This window comes from Bacillus sp. S3 (assembly GCF_005154805.1).
Taxonomy (GTDB): Bacteria; Bacillota; Bacilli; order Bacillales; family Cytobacillaceae; genus Neobacillus.
On the sequence record NZ_CP039727.1, the window covers coordinates 3,705,906 to 3,730,551 of the forward strand.

General features: G+C 41.8%; 21 protein-coding genes and 1 riboswitch. Of the genes, 3 read left to right on the forward strand and 18 right to left on the reverse strand.

Translation table 11 applies throughout. The features are described 5' to 3' along the window. Positions 1-111: 111 nt before the first annotated feature. The 3 genes from sdhB to FAY30_RS18055 are packed head-to-tail and all read right to left on the reverse strand — an operon-like array spanning position 112 to position 3,311. Complete coding sequence (gene sdhB / locus FAY30_RS18045; protein WP_149871180.1) at positions 112-873, reverse strand: succinate dehydrogenase iron-sulfur subunit; 762 nt, start codon at positions 871-873, stop codon at positions 112-114. Between the two features lie 21 nt (positions 874-894). Then, positions 895-2,646 (reverse strand): succinate dehydrogenase flavoprotein subunit, encoded by a 1,752-nt coding sequence (gene sdhA / locus FAY30_RS18050; RefSeq protein WP_149871181.1) that lies wholly within the window; start codon positions 2,644-2,646, stop codon positions 895-897. A gap of 56 nt (positions 2,647-2,702) precedes the next feature. Continuing rightward, positions 2,703-3,311 (reverse strand): succinate dehydrogenase cytochrome b558 subunit, encoded by a 609-nt coding sequence (locus tag FAY30_RS18055; protein WP_149871182.1) that lies wholly within the window; start codon positions 3,309-3,311, stop codon positions 2,703-2,705. A gap of 412 nt (positions 3,312-3,723) precedes the next feature. On the opposite strand from FAY30_RS18055, the gene FAY30_RS18060 reads away from it, so the two are divergent. Continuing rightward, on the forward strand, positions 3,724-4,179 hold the full coding sequence (locus FAY30_RS18060; RefSeq protein ID WP_149871183.1) for a YslB family protein: 456 nt from the start codon (positions 3,724-3,726) through the stop codon (positions 4,177-4,179). A 96-nt stretch (positions 4,180-4,275) separates the two neighbouring features. On the opposite strand, the gene FAY30_RS18065 is transcribed toward FAY30_RS18060, so the two are convergent. The 13 genes from FAY30_RS18065 to zapA all read right to left on the reverse strand — a co-directional run bounded on the left by FAY30_RS18065 (position 4,276) and on the right by zapA (position 19,531). Next, positions 4,276-5,490: an aspartate kinase gene (locus FAY30_RS18065; RefSeq protein WP_149871184.1), complete on the reverse strand. Its 1,215-nt coding sequence runs from the start codon at positions 5,488-5,490 to the stop codon at positions 4,276-4,278. A gap of 114 nt (positions 5,491-5,604) precedes the next feature. Next, positions 5,605-5,782: riboswitch (Lysine riboswitch) on the reverse strand. A 70-nt stretch (positions 5,783-5,852) separates the two neighbouring features. Then, the gene (gene uvrC / locus FAY30_RS18070) at positions 5,853-7,625 is read right to left on the reverse strand and encodes an excinuclease ABC subunit UvrC (protein ID WP_149871185.1); all 1,773 of its coding nucleotides are present in this window, start codon (positions 7,623-7,625) and stop codon (positions 5,853-5,855) included. A 390-nt stretch (positions 7,626-8,015) separates the two neighbouring features. After that, entirely contained in the window at positions 8,016-8,330 is a 315-nt protein-coding gene (trxA, locus tag FAY30_RS18075; RefSeq protein WP_149871186.1) for a thioredoxin, read from the reverse strand. Positions 8,331-8,609: 279 nt separating this feature from the next. Then, positions 8,610-9,587, reverse strand: a complete 978-nt coding sequence (locus tag FAY30_RS18080; protein ID WP_149871187.1) for an electron transfer flavoprotein subunit alpha/FixB family protein — start codon at positions 9,585-9,587, stop codon at positions 8,610-8,612. A gap of 42 nt (positions 9,588-9,629) precedes the next feature. After that, positions 9,630-10,403: an electron transfer flavoprotein subunit beta/FixA family protein gene (locus FAY30_RS18085; protein WP_149871188.1), complete on the reverse strand. Its 774-nt coding sequence runs from the start codon at positions 10,401-10,403 to the stop codon at positions 9,630-9,632. 111 nt (positions 10,404-10,514) lie between these two features. Beyond that, positions 10,515-11,288, reverse strand: a complete 774-nt coding sequence (locus FAY30_RS18090) for an enoyl-CoA hydratase (RefSeq protein ID WP_149871189.1) — start codon at positions 11,286-11,288, stop codon at positions 10,515-10,517. Positions 11,289-11,299: 11 nt separating this feature from the next. Next, positions 11,300-11,896, reverse strand: a complete 597-nt coding sequence (locus FAY30_RS18095) for a fatty acid metabolism transcriptional regulator FadR (RefSeq protein WP_149872763.1) — start codon at positions 11,894-11,896, stop codon at positions 11,300-11,302. 176 nt (positions 11,897-12,072) lie between these two features. After that, on the reverse strand, positions 12,073-13,779 hold the full coding sequence (locus tag FAY30_RS18100) for an AMP-binding protein (RefSeq protein WP_149871190.1): 1,707 nt from the start codon (positions 13,777-13,779) through the stop codon (positions 12,073-12,075). 233 nt (positions 13,780-14,012) lie between these two features. Further along, positions 14,013-14,417 (reverse strand): DUF350 domain-containing protein, encoded by a 405-nt coding sequence (locus FAY30_RS18105; protein ID WP_149871191.1) that lies wholly within the window; start codon positions 14,415-14,417, stop codon positions 14,013-14,015. Positions 14,418-14,435: 18 nt separating this feature from the next. Next, positions 14,436-16,793 carry an endonuclease MutS2 gene (locus FAY30_RS18110; protein WP_149871192.1) on the reverse strand — a complete coding sequence of 786 codons (2,358 nt, stop codon included), beginning with the start codon at positions 16,791-16,793 and terminating at the stop codon, positions 14,436-14,438. 123 nt (positions 16,794-16,916) lie between these two features. Beyond that, the gene (gene polX, locus FAY30_RS18115; protein ID WP_149871193.1) at positions 16,917-18,638 is read right to left on the reverse strand and encodes a DNA polymerase/3'-5' exonuclease PolX; all 1,722 of its coding nucleotides are present in this window, start codon (positions 18,636-18,638) and stop codon (positions 16,917-16,919) included. Between the two features lie 72 nt (positions 18,639-18,710). Beyond that, positions 18,711-19,265, reverse strand: a complete 555-nt coding sequence (locus tag FAY30_RS18120; RefSeq protein ID WP_149871194.1) for a CvpA family protein — start codon at positions 19,263-19,265, stop codon at positions 18,711-18,713. Positions 19,266-19,270: 5 nt separating this feature from the next. Next, complete coding sequence (gene zapA, locus FAY30_RS18125; RefSeq protein WP_149871195.1) at positions 19,271-19,531, reverse strand: cell division protein ZapA; 261 nt, start codon at positions 19,529-19,531, stop codon at positions 19,271-19,273. Positions 19,532-19,628: 97 nt separating this feature from the next. Here zapA and rnhC point away from each other — a divergent pair, with 97 nt between their 5' ends. Next, the gene (gene rnhC / locus FAY30_RS18130) at positions 19,629-20,579 is read left to right on the forward strand and encodes a ribonuclease HIII (protein WP_149871196.1); all 951 of its coding nucleotides are present in this window, start codon (positions 19,629-19,631) and stop codon (positions 20,577-20,579) included. A 19-nt stretch (positions 20,580-20,598) separates the two neighbouring features. Then, complete coding sequence (locus FAY30_RS18135; protein ID WP_149871197.1) at positions 20,599-20,913, forward strand: 4a-hydroxytetrahydrobiopterin dehydratase; 315 nt, start codon at positions 20,599-20,601, stop codon at positions 20,911-20,913. Positions 20,914-21,175: 262 nt separating this feature from the next. Here the strand turns inward: FAY30_RS18135 and pheT are convergent, their stop codons facing one another. Together pheT and pheS are read right to left on the reverse strand one after the other, a co-directional pair. Further along, complete coding sequence (gene pheT / locus FAY30_RS18140) at positions 21,176-23,590, reverse strand: phenylalanine--tRNA ligase subunit beta (protein WP_149871198.1); 2,415 nt, start codon at positions 23,588-23,590, stop codon at positions 21,176-21,178. Positions 23,591-23,604: 14 nt separating this feature from the next. After that, complete coding sequence (gene pheS, locus FAY30_RS18145; protein ID WP_149871199.1) at positions 23,605-24,642, reverse strand: phenylalanine--tRNA ligase subunit alpha; 1,038 nt, start codon at positions 24,640-24,642, stop codon at positions 23,605-23,607. Positions 24,643-24,646 lie beyond the last annotated feature (4 nt).

Here is a 24,646-nt window from a genome sequence, read left to right on the forward strand (position 1 = left end):
CAAACTCCTTCGCAAATATGAATATCCATTCATTTTTATACTAATTATATCGTTCTTTTTATAAAATAGAAATGAAAAAGACACCCGATAATCGGATGCCTTTGGTTCTTATTAGTCTTGATCGCTTCCGAAGAAGTTCCTAAATGCCTGCATTGTTGCATCACGGTTAATAGCTGCAATGGAAGTCGTAATTGGAATACCTTTTGGACATGCTTGCACACAGTTTTGGGAGTTCCCGCAACCTTGCATTCCCCCGTCCTCCATGAAAGCATTTAAGCGTTCTGCTTTATTCATCGCACCTGTTGGATGGGCATTGAATAAGCGGACTTGGTTAAATACAGCTGGTCCCATGAAGTTGGTTTTGCTGTTAACGTTAGGACATGCTTCTAAACAAACACCACATGTCATACATTTAGATAATTCATATGCCCACTGGCGTTTATTCTCGGGCATACGCGGTCCCGGTCCTAAATCATAGGTTCCGTCAATTGGGATCCATGCTTTTACCTTTTTCAAGGAATCAAACATTCTGCTGCGGTCCACCTGTAGATCACGGACGACAGGGAAGGTACGCATTGGCTCTAAACGGATTGGCTGTTCTAATTGATCAACAAGTGCCGAGCAGGATTGACGCGGCTTGCCATTGATGACCATTGAACAAGCACCGCAAACCTCTTCAAGACAGTTCATATCCCAAGTAATAGGGGTTGAGGCTTGTCCCTTCGCGTTTACAGGATTTTTACGAATTTCCATTAACGCCGAAATAACATTCATATTCGGACGGTAGGGAACCTCAAATTCCTCCTCAAAAGGAGCAGAATCTGGACCATCTTGACGCATTATTTTAAACTTTACTGTTTTATTTTCAGACATTCTTTCCTACTCCCCTTTCTATTAATGCTTTTTAGTGTAATCGCGTTCACGCGGCTTAAGCAACGATGTATCAACATCTTCATAATGGAAGGCAGGAGCAGATGTAGAATCAACAAATTTAGCCATTGTTGTTTTTAAGAATTCTTCATCATTCCGTTTCGGGAAGTCTGGTTTATAATGTGCACCACGGCTTTCATTACGGTTGTATGCGCCGATGGTAATAACACGTGCCAATTGCAGCATATTCTGTAATTGGCGTGTAAAGGCTGCTCCTTGGTTGCTCCATTTTGATGTATCATGGATATTAATGTTTTGGTACCGCTCTAAAAGCTCCTGAATCTTTTCATCTGTTTTTAACAGCTGATCATTGTAACGGACTACTGTTACGTTATCTGTCATCCATTCCCCAAGTTCTTTATGAAGTACATACGCATTTTCTGTGCCATTTAGAGACATAATAGCATTCCATTTCTCTTCCTGCTCTTTCACGTGACGATCAAAGATTGTAGAAGAAATCGCTTCAGAACTCTTTTCAAGCCCGTCGACGTACTTCACCGCGTTCGGTCCGGCAACCATTCCGCCATAAACGGCTGAAAGCAAGGAGTTAGCACCAAGACGGTTGGCGCCATGCTGTGAATAATCACATTCACCGGCAGCGAATAGGCCTGGAATAGTAGTCATTTGATCATAATCAACCCATAGTCCGCCCATTGAATAGTGAACAGCTGGGAATATTTTCATTGGAACCTTACGTGGATTATCACCCATGAATTTTTCGTAAATCTCGATAATACCACCCAGTTTTACGTCTAATTCATGTGGATCTTTATGAGATAAATCAAGGAATACCATATTTTCGCCGTTAATTCCAAGCTTCTGACGAACGCAAACATCAAAGATTTCACGTGTGGCAATATCCCGTGGAACAAGGTTTCCGTATGCCGGATATTTTTCTTCTAAGAAGTACCATGGTTTCCCATCTTTATATGTCCAAATTCGTCCGCCTTCACCACGAGCTGACTCACTCATTAAACGGAGCTTATCATCACCAGGGATGGCAGTTGGATGAATTTGAATCATTTCTCCATTTGCGTAAGTTGCTCCCTGCTGGTACACGATTGATGCAGCAGATCCTGTATTAATAACGGAGTTCGTTGACTTACCAAAAATAATTCCAGGACCGCCGGTTGCCATAATAACGGCATCAGCAGAAAACGACTTAATTTCCATTGTTTTAAGGTTTTGGACAACCACCCCGCGGCATACGCCATCATCATCTACAACGGCACCGAGGAATTCCCAGCCCTCATACTTTGTTACCAAACCATCTACTTCGTGACGACGAACCTGCTCATCTAGTGCATATAGCAATTGCTGTCCAGTTGTTGCGCCGGCAAATGCAGTACGGTGGTGCTGTGTTCCACCAAAGCGCCGGAAGTCTAATAAGCCTTCAGGAGTACGGTTAAACATTACTCCCATCCGGTCAAATAAATTAATAATAAACGGTGCAGCTTCACACATCGCCTTTACCGGAGGCTGATTGGCTAAGAAATCACCGCCATAAATGGTATCGTCAAAGTGAATCCACGGAGAATCACCTTCACCTTTTGTATTTACAGCTCCATTAATACCGCCTTGGGCACAAACAGAGTGAGAACGTTTAACCGGAACAAGAGAAAATAGTTCTACCGGTGTTCCCGATTCTGCAACCTTGATGGTAGCCATTAAGCCTGCTAAGCCGCCGCCGACTACGATCACTTTACCTTTACCCATTCGTGACTCACTCCCTCAATCCAAAATACAATATTTTTCCGAACAATAGTTATTTATTAAACAAATGCGATTAATGTTTGAATGGCAATAAATGATAGAATCACAAAAACACCAATTGTCACATATGTAGATATGACTTGTGAACGTGGTGACACAGTAATCCCCCAGCTAACCAGGAATGACCATAAACCATTGGCAAAATGGAAAATAGCTGAAAGGATACCTACTAAATAGAAAACGAACATAAATGGTGATGAAAGAATATCATGCATCATATCATAGGATACCTCAGCACCAAATGCTGCAGCCACACGAGTTTGCCAAACGTGCCATGCAATAAATATCAGTGTGATGACTCCTGTTACACGCTGCACCATGTACATCCAGTTCCTGTATGTACCAAACCTGTTAACATTGCTGCTTGCCGTAAAAGCAATATAAAGTCCGTAAATTGCATGAAAAAGAATTGGTAAATAAATAACTACTGTTTCCAGGACAATCCGGAATGGCAGACTTCCCATAAAACCTGCAGCCTTATTGAAGGATTCCGGTCCTCCTGTGATAAAATGGTTGACTACAAGGTGCTGTATCAGAAATACTCCGATTGGAATAACGCCCAGCAACGAATGCAATCTGCGATAAACAAATTCTCGATTACCCGCCATTACTTTACCCCCCTTGAATTTTTAAACGTGATGTTATGTTTTTCCCCTAACAAGATCCTTAACTTACCACCACTGTGACAATTATGTGACATGTCCATTTTACTCCCAACATCCTAGAGCGTCAAGAAAACGGATACACAATCTTTAGTAAAAAATAAAATTTTTAAAATATATTGATATTATAATAGAATGTATTGAAACGCTTAATAGACTTGTCTTTTTCTAAAAAAAGCAGTATTTTTTCACCCTCATTTACCAACATCTTACTGTTGGTAATTTTACCTTTTAGGAAAAGATAATTATGATGATAAATAAGATTACATATTGTACAATAACATTATTTTATCTTGAAAACAGTAATGAACTTTAACACAAATTGTATATAATAGAATGATAGAAAGAGGGGAAACATGTGAAAGAAAGTACTGTTGTAAATTTGAATGAAAATGACACTGAACCACGAACTATACCGATATTCGGATATGAGTTAATCCGGGAATACCTGTTGCCGGAGATTCTTGGAAAGGACACTCCTGAAATCTTATATTGGGCAGGGAAACGTCTCGCTCGGAAATTCCCGTTGGCTGATTTTGATCAGGTTATTGAGTTTTTTGCTAATGCTTCTTGGGGTCAGCTTCAACTTAAAACAGAAACAAAGCACGCAATTGAAGTTGAATTAGCCAGCCCGTTAATTGTGTCTCGTGTAAAATCAAAAGCAGAGCACTTTTTCCAGCTTGAGGCCGGTTTCCTAGCCCAGCAAATTGAGCTCCAAAAAGAAGTCATCACCGAAGCCTTCGAGCACCCTGTCAAAAAAGCAAACAAGGTCCAATTCACCATTAAATGGGATCCAAAAGACCCCACCAAATAATAGCCGCAAACTTACCAATGTACTATATTCACGTTAAGTAGGGTGACAGGCACCTTAATGGTGCCTGTCACCCTTTTTACTATTAACAGCCTCTTACTATTTACCTAGTTCGAATGCTGAGTGTAGTGCTTCTACTGCTTGGAGCATATGTTTTTCTTCGACGACAGCTGATACTTTTATTTCGGATGTGCTGACCATTTTGATTTGGATGTTGTTTGCAGCAAGTACTTCAAACATTTTTGCTGCTACACCTGGGTTTGAGACCATCCCTGAACCGACAATCGACACTTTAGCTAATTTATTCTCTGCATCGAGCTGTTCATACCCCAGGACTCCTTTATTATCCTCTAGAACCTTTAATGTCTCTAATAAATCATTTGTATGAATGGAGAAAGATAGGTTAGCTGTTCCACCCTCTGTTGTGCTTTGAATAATAATATCAACGTTAAGATGATTCTGCGCTAATGTGGTAAAAATTGTCGATAAACTTGTTAGTGAATTGGTTAGTCCCAGTACCGTTACCTTTGTAATTTCATCTTCAAATGCGACCCCGCGTACCACTAAATTTTGTTCCATTGTTGCTTCCCCCTCAATGACTGTTCCCTCTATTTTCTCCATGCTCGAACGAACCTCAAGCTGAACCTGATAGTTTTTCGCAAATTCCACTGCTCTTGGATGAAGGACACCCGCGCCTAAATTTGCGAGCTCCAGCATTTCATCATACGAAATAGATAATAATTTGCGTGCTTCTTTCACATACCTTGGATCCGTAGTAAACACCCCGGTCACATCGGTATAAATATCGCACTTATCCGCTTTAAGTGCTGCAGCTAATGCCACTGCAGTCGTATCAGAACCCCCGCGGCCAAGCGTGGTAATTTCACCGGTTTCTGTGATCCCCTGGAATCCGGCAACAATAACCACTTTCCCTTCTGAAAGCTGGCTCTGGATTGCTTCCGTATTTATCTTTGAGATTCGAGCATTTCCATGAACCGGTTCCGTTACAATTCCCGCCTGCCATCCTGTATAGGATACGGCTTCAATCCCTTGTTGATTTAAAGCCATCGATAATAAGGAGATTGTCACCTGCTCCCCTGTGGATAACAACATATCCATTTCCCGTTTATTTGGCTGTTTAGAAATTTCTTTCGCAAGACCGACAAGATGATCGGTTGATTTCCCCATCGCCGACACAACGACAACGACATTATTACCCTGATCTTTTTCCTGTTTCACACATGCTGCCACATTTAAGATTCTTTCTACACTACCGACGGAGGTTCCTCCGAACTTTTGGACGATCAGCCCCATGATTTCCCCTACTTTCGATTATTCCTTTTATCTTTCCCTTGAAAAAATAAAAAAGGCAATGAGAGGGCATCTCATTGCTTCATACACACGAAAAAATAAATTCTCGTACACACAATGTAAGATAGCTCTCCAAGACACAAGTCTTGACAATCCTGCATTTATTCAATGCAGAACCAGCAAAGAAAGAAATGAGACCTTCTTCACTTCGGCGAACATCCCCTTTCATGATTCTTCCTTGAAGCTCATCCTTCTCAGAATCATTACTATTGAAGCTCGCACCTCTACCTTCACTTTAGTACTTAAAAGTGATAGTAAATTAAATTTTCACTCATTATAGCATGTTACATTTTTTCTGACAATGTTTATGAATGAAGTTTTTTCATTAATTCCTCCACAACATTCACCGGAATGCCCAGGGCCCGAAATTCTTCGAACGTAGCATCCTTCATTTTCTTCACAGAACCGAATTGCTTCAACAATTGTTTTTTCCGTTTTTCACCAATTCCCGGAATATCGTCCAGCAAGGATTGGAATACACCTTTCCCTCGGAGTTGACGATGGAAGGTAATAGCAAAGCGGTGAACTTCATCTTGAATCCTTTGCAATAAATAAAATTCTTGGCTATTCCTTGCAAGCGGGACTATTTCCAATGGATTTCCATAAAGAAGCTGGGATGTTCTGTGTTTCTCATCCTTAACAAGCCCTGCAAGCGGGATATCCAACCCCAGCTCATTTTCTAGTACATCTCTTACGGCCTCAACATGTCCTTTTCCGCCATCAATGATAATTAAATCTGGAAGCGGCAATTCATCTTTCAATGCTCTTGTGTATCTTCTTCTTGTAACCTCTCTCATTGACTCATAATCATCAGGGCCTTTAACCGATTTGATTTTATATTTGCGGTATTCTCGCTTATTAGCCTTTCCATCAGTAAAAACGACCATCGCGGAAACAGGGTCCGTTCCCTGAATGTTTGAGTTATCAAATGACTCAATCCGGTGCGGGGTATAAATCCCAAGAAGTTCTCCAAGGGTTTCGATTGCTTTGATCGTTCGTTCTTCATCTTTTTCAATCAAGGAGAATTTTTCATTTAAGGCAATTTTGGCATTCTTTATTGCCATTTTGACGAGATCCTTTTTTTGTCCGCGCTGCGGCTGCAGCACTTTGACTTCAAGCAGCTGTTCTGCCATTGATAAGTCTACTTGATCCTGAATCAGAATCTCCTTTGGCTTGAAGTGATTTGCTTTTGTGTAAAATTGGCCAAGGAAGGTTAATATTTCTTCTTCCGGTTCATTGTAAATGGGAAACATGGAAACATCCCGCTCAATGAGCTTTCCTTGACGTACAAAGAAGACTTGAACACACATCCAGCCTTTATCCACGGCATAGCCAAAGACATCACGATCAGTAAAATCTGTCATCGTTATTTTTTGCTTCTCCATGATGGTTTCAATATGAACGATTTTATCACGAAATTCCTTTGCCCGTTCAAAATCAAGTTCCTCTGCGGCAGCAGTCATTTTTTCCGTAAGCTCTTTTTTAATTTCCTTATACCCGCCATTTAAAAAGCGCGTAATTTCATCGGTCATCTGCTTATACTGTTCCTCGCTCACTTCATTGACACATGGGGCGAGGCACTGCCCTAAATGGTAATAAAGGCAGACTCGGTCAGGCAATGTGGAGCATTTGCGCAGCGGGTAAATCCGATCGAGCAGTTTTTTGGTTTCGTTAGCCGCACCGACATTCGGGTAGGGGCCAAAGTATTTGCCCTTATCCTTTTTTACTTTTCGTGTAATGATCAGCTTCGGATGCCTTTCAGCTGTCAGTTTAATAAACGGATAGCTTTTGTCATCCTTCAGCATGATATTGTATTTTGGATCGTACTTCTTGATAAGGTTTAATTCCAGTAAAAGTGCTTCTATATTCGAAGAGGTAACAATATATTCAAAGTCCTCAATTTCGTTGACAAGTCTTAATGTTTTGCCATCGTGCGAACCGGTGAAATAGGACCGAACACGGTTCTTCAGCACCTTTGCTTTCCCCACATAGATGATGGTTCCCTGACGGTCCTTCATTAAGTAGCAGCCAGGCTGATCAGGCAGCAGTGTCAGTTTTTGCTTTATCGTTTCATTCATTTCCGGCCACCCCACTCCGTCTTTTTTTGGCTATCTTATAAAATAGTAATGCAAACGGCACATAAAGGGAAGTAGGAAGGCAGTTCATTTACCGATTGAGGTATTTTTTATGGGTTTCGGTCAATGTAACGGGGTTTCATTTACCACTTGGCCGTCTTTTTCGTGATTTGGTCAATGTAATAGGGTTTCATTTACCACTTGGCCGTCTTTTTTCGTGATTCGGTCAATGTAATAGGGTTTCATTTACCACGCGGGCTTCTTTTTTCTTTAGATGGTAAATGAACTTTTTATCTAGCTGCCACATTCATCTTTTTTCCTACTTTTAGTTACATAAAACGCAAAAAACCTTAGCGGGAACGGTCTCCAGCTAAGGTTTTTTCACTTTAGATCTTATACGTGTTTTTCTAATACGCTTGCTAATGCTTCTTTTGGTTGGAAGCCGACTACCTTGTCAACGACTTCGCCATTTTTCATTACTAACAAAGTTGGAATGCTCATAACACCAAAGTTAGCAGCAGTTTGTGGATTGTCATCCACATCAAGCTTTGTGATTTTCACTTTATCGCCCATATCAGCGTCAAGTTCTTCAAGAACTGGCGCGATCATTTTACAAGGTCCGCACCATGGTGCCCAGAAATCTACAAGTACAAGCCCTGATCCTGTTTCAGAAGCAAAATTTTGATCTGTTAAATGTGAAATAGCCATTTTTTATTTACCCCCTATATATTACTGAAATACTACCGAAAGTATAACATCGATTGGAAAATCACGCTAATAAATTGCTCTACATGTTATTTTCCCCTTAACGTTGAAAATTAAACAAAAAACGAACGGATTATTCCGCTCGCTTTTATCCTATTGTCAAGCTCCAGCGCCTAGGGGGTCTGGGGCATAAGCCAATCCGTCAGGAAGGTTAAAGAACAACCTTCCCGCCCGTTCGTCATATGCCTGTCGCCACTGGTCAAGGCGCTTCCGCTTTTCTTATTATGAATGTACTTTAAGCTTTTTAAACTCTTCTGTTAATAATGGCACGACTTCAAATAGATCGCCAACGATTCCATAATCAGCTACCTTGAAAATGTTTGCTTCAGGGTCTTTGTTGATCGCAACAATAACCTTGGAGTTAGACATACCGGCTAAGTGCTGAATGGCTCCGGAGATTCCGCAGGCAATGTACAGGTCAGGCGTAACTACTTTTCCAGTTTGTCCGATCTGCAGGGAATAATCACAGTAGTCCGCGTCACAGGCACCACGTGAAGCACCGACCGCTCCGCCAAGAACGTCTGCTAATTCTTTAAGCGGCTTAAATCCGTCAGCACTTTTCACCCCGCGCCCGCCAGAGATAACCACTTTCGCTTCGCTTAGATCCACGCCTTCACTTGCTTTTCTTACTACTTCTTTAATGATGGCACGAAGGTCTTTAATATCAACAGCTAGTGAGGAAACCTCTCCGCTTCTGTTTTCATCCTTTTCTAATGGAGCAATGTTATTTGGACGAACGGTTGCAAAAATTAAACCGTCTGTCACAATCTTCTTTTCAAATGCTTTTCCGGAATAAATAGGTCTGGTAAAGACGATATTTCCTCCGGCAGCTTCAACTGCTGTTGCATCGGAAATGAGACCGGATGAAAGTTTCCCGGCAATTCTAGGTGCCAAGTCTTTTCCAAGCGCGGTATGGCCTAAAACCAAACCTTCCGGCTTTTCTTGATCAATAACAGCTAATAATGCTTGCGCATACCCATCAGATGTATACTGTTTTAGTTTATCATTCTCAACAACGACCACACGGTCCGCTCCGTTTTGAACGAGTTCTGTACCTAAAGCGCTTACAGTTTCACCGACTAATACTCCTACAACTTCTCCACCCTCTGCAACCGTTTTTGCCGCAGCAATTGCTTCGAAAGAAACGTTACGTAATGACCCGTCACGAACTTCTCCTAATACCAATACTTTTCTTGACATGTAAGTTTACCTCCTGAAAAAACAATTTTTATGTGAATTCGCTTAAATTACTTTTGCTTCGGTATGAAGAAGGTGAACAAGCTCTTTAACCTGATCATTTAACTCGCCGGATAAAACTTTTCCAGCTTCTTTTTTGGACGGCAAATAGATTTCGATTGTTTTTGTTTTTGCTTCGACATCCTCTTCTTCAAGGTCAAGATCATCCAATTCTATTTCTTCAAGCGGCTTCTTTTTCGCTTTCATAATACCCGGTAATGATGGGTAGCGGGGCTCATTAAGACCTTGCTGCGCCGTGACTAATAGCGGCAGGCTTGTTTCGATTACTTCCGCATCCCCTTCCACATCGCGCGTAACTGTTACGCTTGTTCCGTCAATTTCGAGCTTCGTAATGGTTGTTACGTAAGGAATGTTTAGCAGTTCTGCCACACGAGGGCCAACCTGACCGGAACCGCCGTCAATCGCAACATTTCCGCCTAAAATTAAATCAGCCTCTTTATCCTTTAAGTATTCAGCAATGGCTTTTGCAGTTGTAAATTGGTCACCATTTTCGACATCATCTTCAATATTAATGAGGACAGCTTTATCCGCACCCATTGCAAGTGCTGTACGCAATTGCTTTTCTGATTCTTCATTGCCAACAGATATAACGGTTACCTCTCCGCCATTGGCATCGCGGACTTGGATTGCTTCTTCAATTGCATATTCGTCATAAGGATTAATGATAAACTCTGCACCATCCTCATTGATTTTTCCAGCAGATATCGAAATTTTTTCTTCCGTATCAAAGGTTCTTTTCATTAACACATAAATGTTCATGTTTGTGGTCCCCTCCATATTTCCGAGCATTCGCTCAGTTTGAAAGATTAAGAAAATTTTTTAGAAAAATAAATGTATACAACTTCTTAAGCAGGAATCCTGCCTAAGAAGTTATTCACCTGTAAAGTTTGGTTCCCTTTTCTCAAGGAATGCCTGGATGCCTTCTTTTGCATCTTTTGAGACAAATACTTCGCCAAACAGTTCTGCCTCTTTTTCAGTTCCTTTATAAAACTCTTCTGTTTTCGCATAGTTTAATAATTGAATGGAAGCACTAATCGAGACAGGGCTTTTCTTAGCGATTTTTCCTGCTAACTTATAAGCCTGTTCAAATACTTCGTTTTCTGGAAAGGCTTGATTTGCCAGCCCATGCTGGACTGCCTCTAAACCAGTAATAGGCTCAGACGTGAACAGCATTTCCGCCGCTCGGGCAACCCCTACATATTTTGGCAAGCGCTGTGTGCCGGCAAAACCGGGTATTAACCCAAGCTGAAGCTCCGGAAGACCGAGTTTAGCTGTTTCACTGACATATCGGATGTGGCAAGCCATTGCCAGTTCAAGACCGCCGCCTAGGGCTGCCCCATGAATGGCCGCAATAATCGGTTTTGGAAACTTCTCCATGCGGTCAAATAAATCCTGTCCAAACTTACCCAAGTTAGCAAACCCTTCAGAGGAACTAACCGTGGTAAATTCTTTGATATCCGCACCAGCAGAGAAAAAGCGTCCTTCACCACGGATCACAATCGCTCGAATTTCTCGGTTTGGCTCAATTTCATCCAGTAATCCCGACAGCTCTCGTAAAAGGCCTGAAGAAAGAGCATTTGCCGGAGGACGCTGAATCGTGATCGTCGCAATATTGTCTTGATGCGACCATTTTAAATAATCCAAAATTTCTCCCCCTATTCTTTTACTTGTCCGCCCCCGCATCCATTCATTAAAAGATGATGGACTGGGGATGCCAAAGCAAGCAAATTATACTTTTCCTCGTTCATCACCCAAGATGTTACCGTTTCATCAATGGTGCCGAAAATCATTTGCCGGGCAAGGCGAACATCAAGGTCAGGTGAAAACTCTCCCTTGTCTTTGCCTTCTAAAATAATCTTATCAATCACCTGTAAGTAACCTTTTAAAATGTTATTAATCCGGAGCCGTAAATCCTTGTTGGATTGACGCAATTCCAGCTGGGTTACAATGGCAAGATGATGATCCTCATATAGCAGGCTGAAATGCGCTTCGATCATCATTAATAACTTCGCCGCCGCTGTCCCATTTCCTGCTATCATTTGATCTATTTTTTCAATGAAGTTTCCCATTTTTTCTTCAAAGAGTGAGATGAGGATGTCTTCTTTGTTTTTAAAATAAAGATATATCGTGCCATCTGCCACTCCTGCCTGTTTCGCAATTTTTGAAACTTGCGCTTGGTGGTAACCATTTTCGGCTATGGCAATGACCGCGGCATCAATAATTTGCATATATTTCGGCTTACTTTTTTTCAACATGTATCCCCCCTTTGAAGTACATTACTACATTTGCAAAAAGAAAAATATGAATGAATCATCATTCATATTTTAATAATAAAATTTTAATTTATTTCTGTCAAGAATTTCTGTTCGAACTTTATTATCCTATAATAAAATATATTTTGAGACAAGCCTTTATGTTCAAAAAAAAATTAGGCGTGCTTTTGGCTTTCTTCCTCTATTTTTCGTTTCTCTTCTTCTACAAGCATTCTTCGTAAAATTTTTCCTACGGCAGTTTTCGGCAATTCTTCTCTAAACTCATATAATCTTGGCGCCTTATATGCCGCGAGATATTTTCGTGCATATTGGTTCATTTCATCTGCTGAGAGGGTAGATCCTTTTTTTAACACAATATAAGCCTTTACGGTTTCGCCGCGATACGGATCTGGAATCCCGGCGGCCACGGCTTCAAGTACATCCGGATGCTCATATAATACTTCTTCAATCTCTCGAGGATAAATATTATATCCGCCTGCAATAATCATATCCTTTTTGCGATCGACAATATAAAAATATCCCTGCTCATTCATATAACCCAAGTCACCTGTATACAGCCATCCGTCATGAAGGACCTCCTTCGTTTCTTCAGGACGATTCCAATAGCCTTTCATAATTTGCGGACCTTTAATGATAATTTCACCAATTTCCCCGACAGGCAATTGTTCCCCTGTTTCAATTGAGACGACTTTTACATCCGTATCAGGATATGGAACACCTATACTGCCCTTTACTCTTTCCACGTCCCATAGGAAATTGGAATGTGTAACAGGTGATGCTTCCGACAAACCATAGCCTTCGACAAGCTTGCCTCCGGTCACTTCCTCAAATTTCTCCTGGACTTCAAGCGGCAGCGGAGCCGAACCACTTATACAGGCTTCAATCGAGGATAAATCATATTTTTTTAAGTCGGGATGGTTTAATAGGCCTATATAAATAGTTGGTGCTCCTGGAAATAGCGTTGGCCTCTGTTTGTGTATGGTTTTTAACGTTGTCAGTGCATCAAATTTTGGAAGTAAAATCATTTTACAGGACATTTTAATCGATAAGATCATACAGACAGTCATTCCATAGACGTGAAAGAAAGGTACGATGCCAAGCATCGATTCTTCTCCCGGTTTGGCTTTGTATAGCCATGCCTCACTCATGGCTGTATTGGACACTAAATTACTATGCGTCAGCATGACACCTTTTGGAGAACCAGTTGTTCCTCCTGTATATTGGAGCAGCGCAATATCTTCCTCGGGATTAAACTCGTATGCAGTTAACTCTTTTGGACCCTCCTTTAGAATTTCCGTCAATAAATGAGAGGATCCCCCATGCTTTACTTTCACAACAATACCGTATTGTTTTTTTTGAATAAAAGGATAAATGAGATTTTTGGGAAATGGCAAGTAGTCTTTGATAGCGGTTACAATAATGTGTTGTAAATTAGTCTGCGGCATAACTTTTGAGACTCTTGGATAGAGGATGTCTAAGGTGATAATGGCTTGGGCTCCAGAATCTTTCATCTGATACTCTAGTTCACGTTCGGTATATAATGGATTTGTTTGAACGACAATGCCGCCCGCCATTAATATACCAAAATAGCTTATAACCGCCTGTGGAGTATTAGGAAGCATGATCGCAATTCGATCGCCTTTTTTCATTGCCAGATGCCCCTGCAGATAACTTGCAAAACATAATGCATCATTAAAGAGCTTTTTATAGGTCATTTCTGTCCCCATAAAGTGAATCGCTATTTTTTCCGGAAACTCTTTTGCTGCTTTTACAAGATAATCCTGGACGAGTTCTGAAGAGTATTCAAGTGTGGCAGGAATTTCTTTCGGATAAATATCCAACCATGGTTTTGACTCCAACACACATAACCTCCCTTTTGTATATTTAATTATAAAAATTCTAAACTCTCTTATATTATAGTACAGTATTTCACAATAAACAATTGAAGTTATCGCAAAAAAAACACCACTGATTACGATCAGCGGTGCATTCTTATTAAACAAAAAACACTAAATATACGATGCCAATAAGTAAAAACAAGCCGCATAATCCAATCAGTACCTTTGCCAATGTTTCCACTGTTTTTCTCCCCTTACTAAATTCCTGCACCAATTACATATGATAATCCAATTGAAATCATTAGCGAAATAAATCCAACAGCACGGTTATCATTTTGGATTTCCTCGTCAATCTTAAACTTTGGCGTTAAAAATTCAAAGATAAAATAGCCTGCTAATAAAAGAACAAAGCCGTAGATCCCCCAGCCGACCATTTCAAGCAATGAATTGTGCTCCTCCACCGACGCTCGGAATATATTGGCGACACCGAATATTTTCCCTCCGGTTGCCATCGCTACTGCCAAATTTCCTTTTTTAATTTCTTCCCAATTTTTATACTTGGTTACCATCTCAAAAACCGCTAAAAAGACAACCATGCAAAGAATAACAACACTATAATAGGCTGCAATTTGAATATATTCGTTCTCCCAAAACTGGTTCATAACCTTATCTCCCCGACATTATTTAAATTCTACGATGGTTACGCCCGAACCACCTTCTCCGGCTTCTCCAAAGCGAATTTTCTTGACGGAACGATGGTTTCTTAAGTATTCTTGGACGCCCTGCCGTAATGCCCCAGTCCCTTTCCCGTGAATAATCGATACACGCGGATAACTGGATAGAAGGGCATCATCAATATATTTCTCCACCTTCAACAGAGCATCCTCATACCTTTCACCGCGAAGATCCAGTTCCAGTTTTACGATTGATTCCCGCCCTTGAACAATCGCCATTGGTCTTGTTTCCACCGGTTTTGGTGTGCTGATATATTCCATATCCTTCTCTTTTACCTTCATTTTCAGAATGCCAATCTGAACCTGCCATTCATTTGTTGAAACCCTTTCAACCAACGTACCTTTTTGGTTAAAAGTTAAAACCTTTACTTCATCGCCCGGCATATAGGTATGTTTTTTATTTTTCTTATTGGTTAGATTTACTGACTTCTTAATTTCCGGTGCCGCTTCTTGGAGGCGTCTTTTGGCATCAATTAATTCATGCTCCTTAATCTCCGCATGTTTTTCCGTTCGCATTTTGCGTAGATCACGAATGACCTTCTCTGCCTCGTCTTTTGCCTCATCAACGATATCTGCTGCCTTTTCGGCCGCTTTTTCAAGCATAGCGTCTTTCTTCTCGTAAAATTCAATCATTTGTTTTTGCAAATCTTGATGAAGCTTTTCTGCCTGTTTTAAATAATCCCTGGCTTCCTGCTGTTCAATTTCCGCCACCCGTTTACTTTCCTCCAAGGAGGCAATCATCTTATCGATTTGGTTCGTATCTTCGCTTACATGTGAACGTGCAGCTTGAATGACACGATCATCCAATCCTAATCGCTTCGAAATTTCAAAGGCATTACTTCGGCCGGGAACACCGAGCAGCAGCTTATACGTTGGACTCAAGGTTTCGACATCAAACTCGACACTGGCATTCAGTACACCTTCACGATTATAGCCGTATGCCTTTAATTCCGGATAATGGGTCGTGGCAATGACTCTTGCCCTCCGCCTGTGCACTTCATCTAATATGGAAATGGCCAAGGCTGCACCCTCTTGCGGATCCGTTCCCGCACCCAGCTCATCAAATAACACAAGACTGTTAAAATCGACACTGTTAAGGATGTCGACAATATTGACCATGTGCGATGAAAATGTACTTAAGCTCTGTTCAATCGACTGTTCATCACCAATATCGGCATAGACGGCATCAAAAACGGCAAGCTCAGATCCGTCCAGTGCAGGCACCTGCAATCCTGCCTGCGCCATTAGGCAGCACAAGCCAAGCGTTTTTAAAGTGACGGTTTTCCCCCCGGTATTTGGACCAGTAATAACAATGGTGGTATAATCCGTTCCAAGCATAATGTCATTGGCAACCACTTTATCGATAGGAATAAACGGATGCCTTGCTTTATATAAGGAGATTCTCCCCTCATGATTCATCGCCGGCTTAGATGCCTTTATTTTTTTTCCATATCTTGCTTTTGCAAAAATAAAATCCAAATTGGCTAAAACCTCAACGATTACATGTAGTTCGTTCTCATGCTCAGCAACATTTGCTGAAAGCTCTGTTAGGATCCGTTCAATTTCAAGCTGTTCCTTCACACGAATATCTTGCAATTGATTATTCAATTGGACAATCACTTGAGGCTCGATAAATAGCGTTTGCCCCGATGAGCTCTGGTCATGAATAATCCCGCCATAGTGGCCACGGTACTCTTGTTTTACCGGAATGACAAATCGGTCATTTCGAATCGTGATAATCGCATCAGAAAGCATCTTAGCCGCATTCGAGGAGCGAATCATGCTTTCCAATTTTTCACGAACACGGGACTCATTGGACCTGAGCTGATGCCTTAACGAGCGAAGCAGCTCACTCGCACCGTCTAACACTTCACCGCTTTCATCAATGGCATGTTTGATTTCCTGCTCCAGGTTTGTCAACGGAATAATCCGTTCTACCTGCTCCAATAAAATGGGTAATTCCGTTCTTTCCGCAGCGATATCCTCAATAAACCGCTTCATCTGGCGACTGGCATGAATGGTGCTGGCGGTTTGGTTTAATTCATGCGGACTTAAGATTCCGCCAATAACCGATCGTTTAATATGGGCACGGATATCATGTATCCCCGATAACGGGACATTTCCTTTAATGCGAAAAACCGTTGCCGCTTCATCTGTTTCTGTTTGAAGTCTAACCACTTCTTCAAAATCAGTGGATGGCACGAGGTTGATAATTTTTTCTCTCCCCAGTGGGGAAGCGGCATGCTCGAGCAGCTGCTCTCTTACCTTGGTGAATTCTAATACCTTTAGGGCTCTTTCGTGCATGGAGTGTATCCTCCTTATCTATTATGTAAAGTAAACTCGCCGACTGGCAAGCCCCAAGGGCGAAGACAGAGGCGTAGTTGCACTTATGCGATATAGGAAAGTATAAACTTTTAGACAAAAAGTTTATACTTTCCTATTAGCCAAAAATTCCAGCAATTCATTTTTATCAAGTGCATTTATTACTGATGATTTTCGAATCCAGCCTTTTTTGGCTGCAGAAACGCCGATTTCCATATGCTTTAAGGTGTCCATTTGATGGGCATCCGTATTGATAAGAATTTTCACACCCTCGTCCTGGGCTTTTCGTAAATATTCAGCAGCCAGGTCCAGCCGATTGGGATTCGCATTTAATTCTAAGGCCGTTTTTGTTTCTTTTGCCAATTGGATCAGCATGTCGATATCAACATCGTAGCCTTCACGGCGGCCAATTTTTCTGCCGGTTGGATGGGCAATTAAATCCACATGGGCATTTTCCAGTGCTGTCTTAAGTCGATCCATGATTTTTTCCCTTGGCTGGGAAAAGGCCGAGTGGATTGACGCAATAACAAAGTCCATTTCGGCAAGTATGTCATCCTCATAGTCCAATGTACCATCTGGAAGGATGTCCATTTCAACACCAGAAAGAATAAGAAAATCATCATATTTTTCATTTAGCTTTTTAATTTCTTCTTTTTGCTTTAAAAGCCGTTCTCTTGTGAGTCCATTTGCCACCTTGAGGAATTGTGAATGGTCCGTAATAGCCATATATTTATATCCTCGGTTCCTGCAGGCTTCTGCCATTTCCTCAATCGTGTGGGCGCCATCACTCCATGTTGTATGCATGTGAAGGTCCCCTTTAATATCGCTGAGCTCGATTAATGCTTCATTGGCAGAGAAAGCCTCCACTTCCTTGCCATCCTCCCTAATTTCCGGCGGGATCAAAGGAAGATCAAAATGCTTGAAAAATTCTGCTTCCGATGCAAAGGTGAGAATTTCCCCAGTTTCCACGTTTTCTACACCATATTCACTGATTTTTTCTCCGCGTTCTTTCGCCAGCTGACGCATCCGGACATTATGATCCTTTGAACCGGTGAAATGGTGCAGGGTAGTGATAAATTCCTCCGGTTTCACGAGACGAAAATCGGCGGAAATATCATAATCAAGCGCAAAAACAAGGGAAACCTTTGTATCTCCAGCCCCAATAACTTCTTTTATATTCGGAAATTTTAACAGTTGTCCGCGGACGATTTCCGGATTGGTTGTAGCAATAATAAAATCCAGGTCTTTGATTGTCTCTCTCATTCGTCTTAAACTTCCCGCTCTTGAAAAACGGTCAATTTCTGGCAGATCTGCCAGTCGTGCTTCAATTCTTTCAGCTATAGGAAGCATGTAGGCAAGCGGCAGTCTTTCGGGTCTTGTCCCGACATTTGCTATGGCGCTTAAAATTTTTTCCTCTGTCTTTTTTCCAAACCCAGCAAGGGCTTGTACTTTCCCTGCCATACAGGCTTCCTTTAAACTGGTGACATCTACCACTTCTAACTCTTTATATAGCTTGGCAATCTTCTTTCCGCCAAGACCGGGGAGCTGCAATAATGGAATTAACCCGGAGGGAACTTCCTCCTTTAGCTCTTTTAAAACGAAGGATGAACCTTCTTTTATGTACTCACCAATTACAGCGGCCGTGCCTTTGCCAATACCTGAAATTGTTGTAAAATCTTCTATCTCTGTTATCGCGCGCTCATCGGTTTCGAGTGCATTTGCTGCCTTGCGAAAGGCAGAAATTTTGAACGGGTTTTCTCCTTTTAATTCCATATATATCGCAATCGTTTCTAATAAACGAATGACTTCTTTTTTATTGACTTCCATTTTAAGCACCTTCCCTCAAGTTTAGCATCTTCATTTTACCTTATTTAAGGCGGTAAAAGAAAAACTTCTCTGCTATAGAGAAGTCGAAGCAGCTGTATATTCAATCCACAAGCTCTTTATTTGCTGTGAAAGGATAGGAGTGTGATTCACAATTGCTTTTGCCATGAATGAATGTTCCAAATAGTTTTGAACCAGTCCGATTGGCAGTAAGGCACCAATATATAATAAAATAAAAATAATTAAATAGACTTCACAAAAGCCGAGGATTCCGCCTGCAAATACATTCAACTGCTTTAGTACCGGCAGATGGGCAACAAAGTCCAGCATTGATCCAATAATTTGAAATAACACTTTTACGGCAAAAAAGATAATCACAAATGCAATCGCACGGTAAAAAGCCGTCTCCATGTTGCTAGAATCGGTTAATATTTTTAATGTCGTCCCTTCACCAAAGTTTGGATAAGGGACCCATAGTGTTAATTTGGGTGCCAGCTCGTCATAGTATGAATAGGCTGCAATATATGCAATAATAAAACCTGTTAAATGAACAAGCTGCAGAATAAAGCCCCTTTTAAGGCCGACAAAGAATCCGATGATTAAAAAAATGATAATGGCTAAATCTAACATAATTTTTAGTCCTTTTCTTTTTGTAGTTCCGCTTGCAGCCGTTCTAATTGATCTTTTATTTTAATATAATCATTGACTGCATTTACTGCTGTTAATACAGCAAGTTTGCTTCCATCCAGATTTGGATTCTTGGAATGTATTTCGCGCATTTTGTCGTCAACTAACGATGCCACAAGCCGAATATGACTTGGGCTCTCCGTACCCATTATGATGTATTGCTGCCCGTATATATCAACGGTTGTTCGGTGTTTTTGTGAATTTGACAACTTTAAAGCCTCCATTCAAGAATCCTACTCTATACTATAACACGAATGAATAGAAGTCGAAAAGTCTAAACAATTTTAGAAATGTGGTGTTTTTTCAATGGGAAATGTTGTACTTCAAATGGATCTGGCTCAAATTAGCGAAATGAAAACCTATTACGGGAAGCAGCTTTTAGATAAGAACATACCTGGGGGTGTGTTTGCAGCGAAAACTCCAGCCTGTATGATTACGGCCTATAAATCAGGAAAGGTCTTATTTCAAGGGAATGATTGCGAGAAAGAAGCTGGTAAGTGGAGCAGTACTAGTTCCGTTGGGAAAAAGCCGGCCGCTGCCTCTAAAGTAAAATCCGCAGCGAAAGGCGATCTGCCGGCAGACATCGGCGGAATGTCGGCCATCGGTTCAGATGAGGTCGGCACAGGTGACTTTTTCGGTCCGATTACTGTTGTTGCGGCGTATGTCAGGAAAGAAGATATCCCATTATTAAAGGAATTAGGTGTGCGCGATTCGAAGGACTTAAATGACGAAAAAATCGTGGCGATTGCCAAGGTCATCAAAGACGTTGTACCGTTCAGCCTGATGACGTTAAAAAATGAAAAATACAATCAGGTTCAGCGGTCAGGAATGTCCCAAGGGAAAATGAAGGCCATCCTGCATAATCAAGCAATCTTAAATGTCCTTGGAAAAATTGCACCCGCAACCCCAGAAGCGATTCTGGTTGACCAATTTGTGCAGCCGGCTACCTATTTTCAGCATTTAAAAGGTCAGAAAGCCGTTGCTAGGAAGGACGTTTATTTTAGCACGAAGGCAGAAGGGATTCATCTTGCAGTTGCCGCTGCCAGCATTCTTGCCCGCTATGCCTTTATTCAATATATAGATAAGCTAAGCGATGCTGCGGGCTTTAAAATTCCCAAAGGAGCCGGGTCACAGGTGGATGTTGCTGCCGCAAAGCTGATTTTGAGTAAAGGGCGCGACATCCTGCCGTCTTTTGTCAAGCTTCATTTTGCGAATACAGATAAAGCTTTGGGAATTGCAAATAAAAAATTTCGTTGACGAATATATATAATGGATAATGGCAGAGTTTGGAGGGGTTTTAGTGGCAAAGCGACTTAGTTTAACCGAGATTAATGAATCTCTTACCGTGTTATCCAACTGGAAACTAGACGGTAAATTCATTGTCAAAAAGTATCGCTTTCAGGAGTTTTTAAAAGGCGTGTCATTTGTAAATGAAATCGCGGCACTTTCGGAGGAAAAAAATCATCACCCGTTTATAGCAATTGACTATAAATTAGTGACCCTAAGGCTTACTTCCTGGAACGCAGGAGGATTGACCGATTTGGATATAGCTTTGGCAAAGAAGTATGATGAAATATTTGGGAAAATGTAAATAATATAGGCTGCCCCCGTTATTTTTGACGGCGTGGCAGCCTTTTTCATTGTATTGAGTTGCGGATTCTGTGCTGTATCCACAACACGAGGGCATGTTTCCTGTCAAAATGTTTATAAATTAATTATACCAGCGACTTTTTTTGTTTTATCAGCGAATTGCGGACATATATCAGCGAATTTCCCAATATATCAGCGAATCGCATTCTTCTGCCCAAAAAGAAAAAGCCAGCCCGAAAAAATCGAGCCAGCCTCTTCAAATATTATCCTCTCAACACTGCGCCAGCCTTATCCTTCAAGGCGTCAAGCACACGCTCATGAACCTTCGTAACCTCTTCATCCGTCAAAGTACGTTCAGGATCAGCATACTTAAGAGCAAAAGCAATCGATTTCTTGCCTGCCTCCATTCTTTCTCCCTCATATAAATCAAACACTTCAGCCTCTTTTAACAGCGGAGCACCAGCCTCAATGATAATATTTTTCATGGTGCCTGACACCGTTTCTCTGTTTACCACGAGGGCAATGTCTCTTGTAATCGATGGGAAGCGTGGGATGGCTTCGTATTGTAATACTGGTGTGTCTGCTTCAAGTACTGCTTTTAAGGATAGTTCGAATACATACGTATCTTTTAAATCAAGTTCTTTCTGGACACTTGGGTGAACTTGGCCGACGAAGCCGATTTTTTCACCGTTTAAGCGGATTTCCGCCGTCCGACCTGGGTGCAAGCCGTCTGCCTGCGCCTGAACGTACTCAACAAGATCGGTCAAGCCAAGCTTGGCGAACATTCCTTCTAAAATCCCCTTCACAACAAAAAAGTCGACCGGTTTCTTTTCTCCTTGCCATGAATGACTATGCCACAAGCCAGTAACCGCAGCGGCTAAATGTTCTTTTTCTTCCGGAAGGACTTCCTCTCCGTTCGCTAAGAATACCGCTCCTGTTTCATATACGGCCAGGCTGTCGTTTTGACGGGCACTGTTGTATTTTACTACTTCTAAAAGCTGCGGCAGGATACTTAAGCGAAGCACACTGCGCTCTTCACTCATTGGCATGGAGAGACGGATCGTACCGCGCTTATCAAGCGCAAATTGTGATGATTTTTCTTCACTAGTTAAAGAGTACGTTACAGCTTGGTACAAGCCCGCTCCCTCAAGGTATTGACGGACTTCGCGGCGTTTTCTTTGATACTCTGACAATTTCCCAGGTGTAGTGGATCCGATAGGCAATGTTTTAGGAATATTGTCATACCCATACAAGCGGGCTACTTCTTCCACAAGATCTTCTTCAATTCTAATATCACCGCGGCGAGTTGGAGCCGTTACCGTAATCAAATCTTCTTCAATTGTGACTGCAAATTGCAGACGGTCGAAGATATCTTTTACATCTTGCATAACTAAATCTGTTCCCAGGACACGATTAATTTTTTCCAAAGTAATAGAAACAACCGCCGGTTCAACCTTAAGTGTATCAGCTTCCGCAGCTCCTTCTAGTACCTCCCCGCCGGCATATTTCGCCATTAAGTATGCGGCACGTTCTCCCGCCGGACGCACACGATTAGGGTCTACCCCTTTTTCGAACCGGGCACTAGCTTCACTTCTTAAGCCGTGGTCTTTTGAAGCTTTTCTGACGGTTCCCCCGTTAAAATAGGCAGATTCCAATAAAACAGTTGTGGTATCAGAAGTTACCTCTGAATTCGCACCACCCATTACACCGGCAAGGGCTACCGGCTCTGTTCCGTTCGTAATTACAAGGTGGTCTGCCGTTAATGTTCGTTCCACATCATCAAGAGTAACAAATTTTTCGCCATCAGCAGCGCGGCGGACAAGAATTTCTTTTGAACCCAAGCGGTCATAATCAAACGCATGAAGCGGCTGGCCGTATTCTAATAAAATATAGTTTGTAATATCGACGACATTATTGTGAGGTCGGATACCGGCTGACATTAGACGCGACTGCATCCAAAGCGGTGATGGTCCAATCTTCACATTTTTGATCATTTTAGCTACATATAAAGGGTTATCCTCTTTCGCTTCTACAACAATTCTTACATAATCAGCGGCTTTTTCAACAACAGGTTCAAGGCTTGTTTCCGGAAGCTTCACTTCTCTGCCAAGAATGGCAGCCACTTCATACGCAACGCCAAGCATGCTCAAACAATCGGCTCTGTTTGGAGTCAAACTCAGTTCTAAAATTTCATCGTCCCTGCCTAATAAGGCAAGTGCATCTGCTCCAACTTCTGCATCTGCTGGAAAAACAAAGATTCCTTCAGAATATTCTTTCGGAACAACTTTCCCTTCCATTCCAAGCTCAGTTAGGGAGCAAATCATGCCGTTGGATTCTTCACCGCGAAGCTTTGCCCGTTTAATTTTAAAATTACCAGGTAATACTGCACCAACCTTCGCAACAGCAACCTTTTGACCCTGTGCCACATTCGGTGCACCGCAAATGATTTGAACGGGCTGACCTTCACCGACATCAACAAGACACCGGCTTAATTTATCGGCATTTGGGTGCTGGTCACGTTCTAATACATGCCCGACAACGACACCTTTAATCCCTTCGTTTAATACGTCTACACCTTCCACTTCAATCCCGCTTTTAGTAATCTTTTCAGCTAATTCAGCTGCTGTTACTCCAGTTAAATCGATATAGTCCTGGAGCCATTTATATGAAACGAACATGTCGTCATCCTCCTTTATTCGTGTTTAGAAAACTGTTTTAAAAATCTAACATCATTTGTATAGAAGTGTCTGATATCATCGACACCGTATTTCAACATCGCAATCCGCTCTGGACCCATTCCAAATGCAAATCCAGTGTATTTTTTAGAATCATAGCCAGCCATCTCAAGGACGTTTGGATGAACCATTCCGGCGCCAAGAATTTCGATCCAGCCCGTTTGTTTACATACGCTGCATCCATGGCCGCCGCAAATTTTACATGAAATATCCATTTCAACAGATGGTTCCGTGAACGGGAAAAAGCTTGGTCTTAGGCGGATTTCTCGGTCATCACCAAACATTTTTTTGGCGAAAACCTCTAATGTTCCTTTCAGATCGCTCATGCGAATATTCTCACCAACCACAAGTCCCTCGATTTGCATAAATTGATGAGAATGCGTCGCATCGTCATTATCACGACGGTACACTTTACCAGGGCAAATAATTTTAATTGGGCCCTTCCCCTGGTGCTTCTCCATTGTCCGTGCCTGGACAGGTGATGTGTGCGTGCGCATCAAAATTTCTTCTGTGATATAGAACGAGTCTTGCATGTCGCGGGCAGGATGACCCTTCGGTAAGTTAAGAGCTTCGAAGTTATAATAATCCTGCTCAACCTCTGGACCTTCAGCAACTTGATAACCCATGCCAATAAACAAATCCTCAATTTCTTCAATGATTCTTGTAAGTGGATGGTGGTTTCCAGCCTTTACAGGGCGGCCTGGCAAGGTCACGTCAATGCTTTCTGAAGCGAGCTTTTCAAGCACAGCAGCTTCTTCTAATCCTTTTTGTTTTGCCTCTATCTTTACAGCAATCGCTTCACGGACCTCATTGGCAAGTGCTCCCATAACAGGGCGCTCTTCAGCAGACAACTTACCCATCCCGCGCAGCACTTCTGTGATGGGACCCTTTTTCCCTAAATACGCAACGCGAATATCATTCAATTCTTTCAAGCTTGCAGACAGCTCAATCTTCTGAATAGCCTCTTCCTGCAATTCCTTCAAACGTTCTTGCATCGTT

Bases quoted from the DNA above. Each gene is read 5' to 3' on its own strand.
- sdhB (WP_149871180.1), bottom strand. From the start codon at position 873: ATGTCTGAAAATAAAACAGTAAAGTTTAAAATAATGCGTCAAGATGGT.
- sdhA (WP_149871181.1), bottom strand. From the start codon at position 2,646: ATGGGTAAAGGTAAAGTGATCGTAGTCGGCGGCGGCTTAGCAGGCTTA.
- FAY30_RS18055 (WP_149871182.1), bottom strand. From the start codon at position 3,311: ATGGCGGGTAATCGAGAATTTGTTTATCGCAGATTGCATTCGTTGCTG.
- FAY30_RS18065 (WP_149871184.1), bottom strand. From the start codon at position 5,490: ATGGGGCTGATCGTCCAAAAGTTCGGAGGAACCTCCGTCGGTAGTGTA.
- uvrC (WP_149871185.1), bottom strand. From the start codon at position 7,625: ATGAATGAAACGATAAAGCAAAAACTGACACTGCTGCCTGATCAGCCT.
- trxA (WP_149871186.1), bottom strand. From the start codon at position 8,330: ATGGCTATTTCACATTTAACAGATCAAAATTTTGCTTCTGAAACAGGA.
- FAY30_RS18080 (WP_149871187.1), bottom strand. From the start codon at position 9,587: ATGTCAAGAAAAGTATTGGTATTAGGAGAAGTTCGTGACGGGTCATTA.
- FAY30_RS18085 (WP_149871188.1), bottom strand. From the start codon at position 10,403: ATGAACATTTATGTGTTAATGAAAAGAACCTTTGATACGGAAGAAAAA.
- FAY30_RS18105 (WP_149871191.1), bottom strand. From the start codon at position 14,417: ATGAACCAGTTTTGGGAGAACGAATATATTCAAATTGCAGCCTATTAT.
- FAY30_RS18110 (WP_149871192.1), bottom strand. From the start codon at position 16,793: ATGCACGAAAGAGCCCTAAAGGTATTAGAATTCACCAAGGTAAGAGAG.
- polX (WP_149871193.1), bottom strand. From the start codon at position 18,638: ATGGAAGTCAATAAAAAAGAAGTCATTCGTTTATTAGAAACGATTGCG.
- FAY30_RS18120 (WP_149871194.1), bottom strand. From the start codon at position 19,265: ATGTTAGATTTAGCCATTATCATTTTTTTAATCATCGGATTCTTTGTC.
- rnhC (WP_149871196.1), top strand. From the start codon at position 19,629: ATGGGAAATGTTGTACTTCAAATGGATCTGGCTCAAATTAGCGAAATG.
- FAY30_RS18135 (WP_149871197.1), top strand. From the start codon at position 20,599: ATGGCAGAGTTTGGAGGGGTTTTAGTGGCAAAGCGACTTAGTTTAACC.
- pheT (WP_149871198.1), bottom strand. From the start codon at position 23,590: ATGTTCGTTTCATATAAATGGCTCCAGGACTATATCGATTTAACTGGA.
- pheS (WP_149871199.1), bottom strand. From the start codon at position 24,642: ATGCAAGAACGTTTGAAGGAATTGCAGGAAGAGGCTATTCAGAAGATT.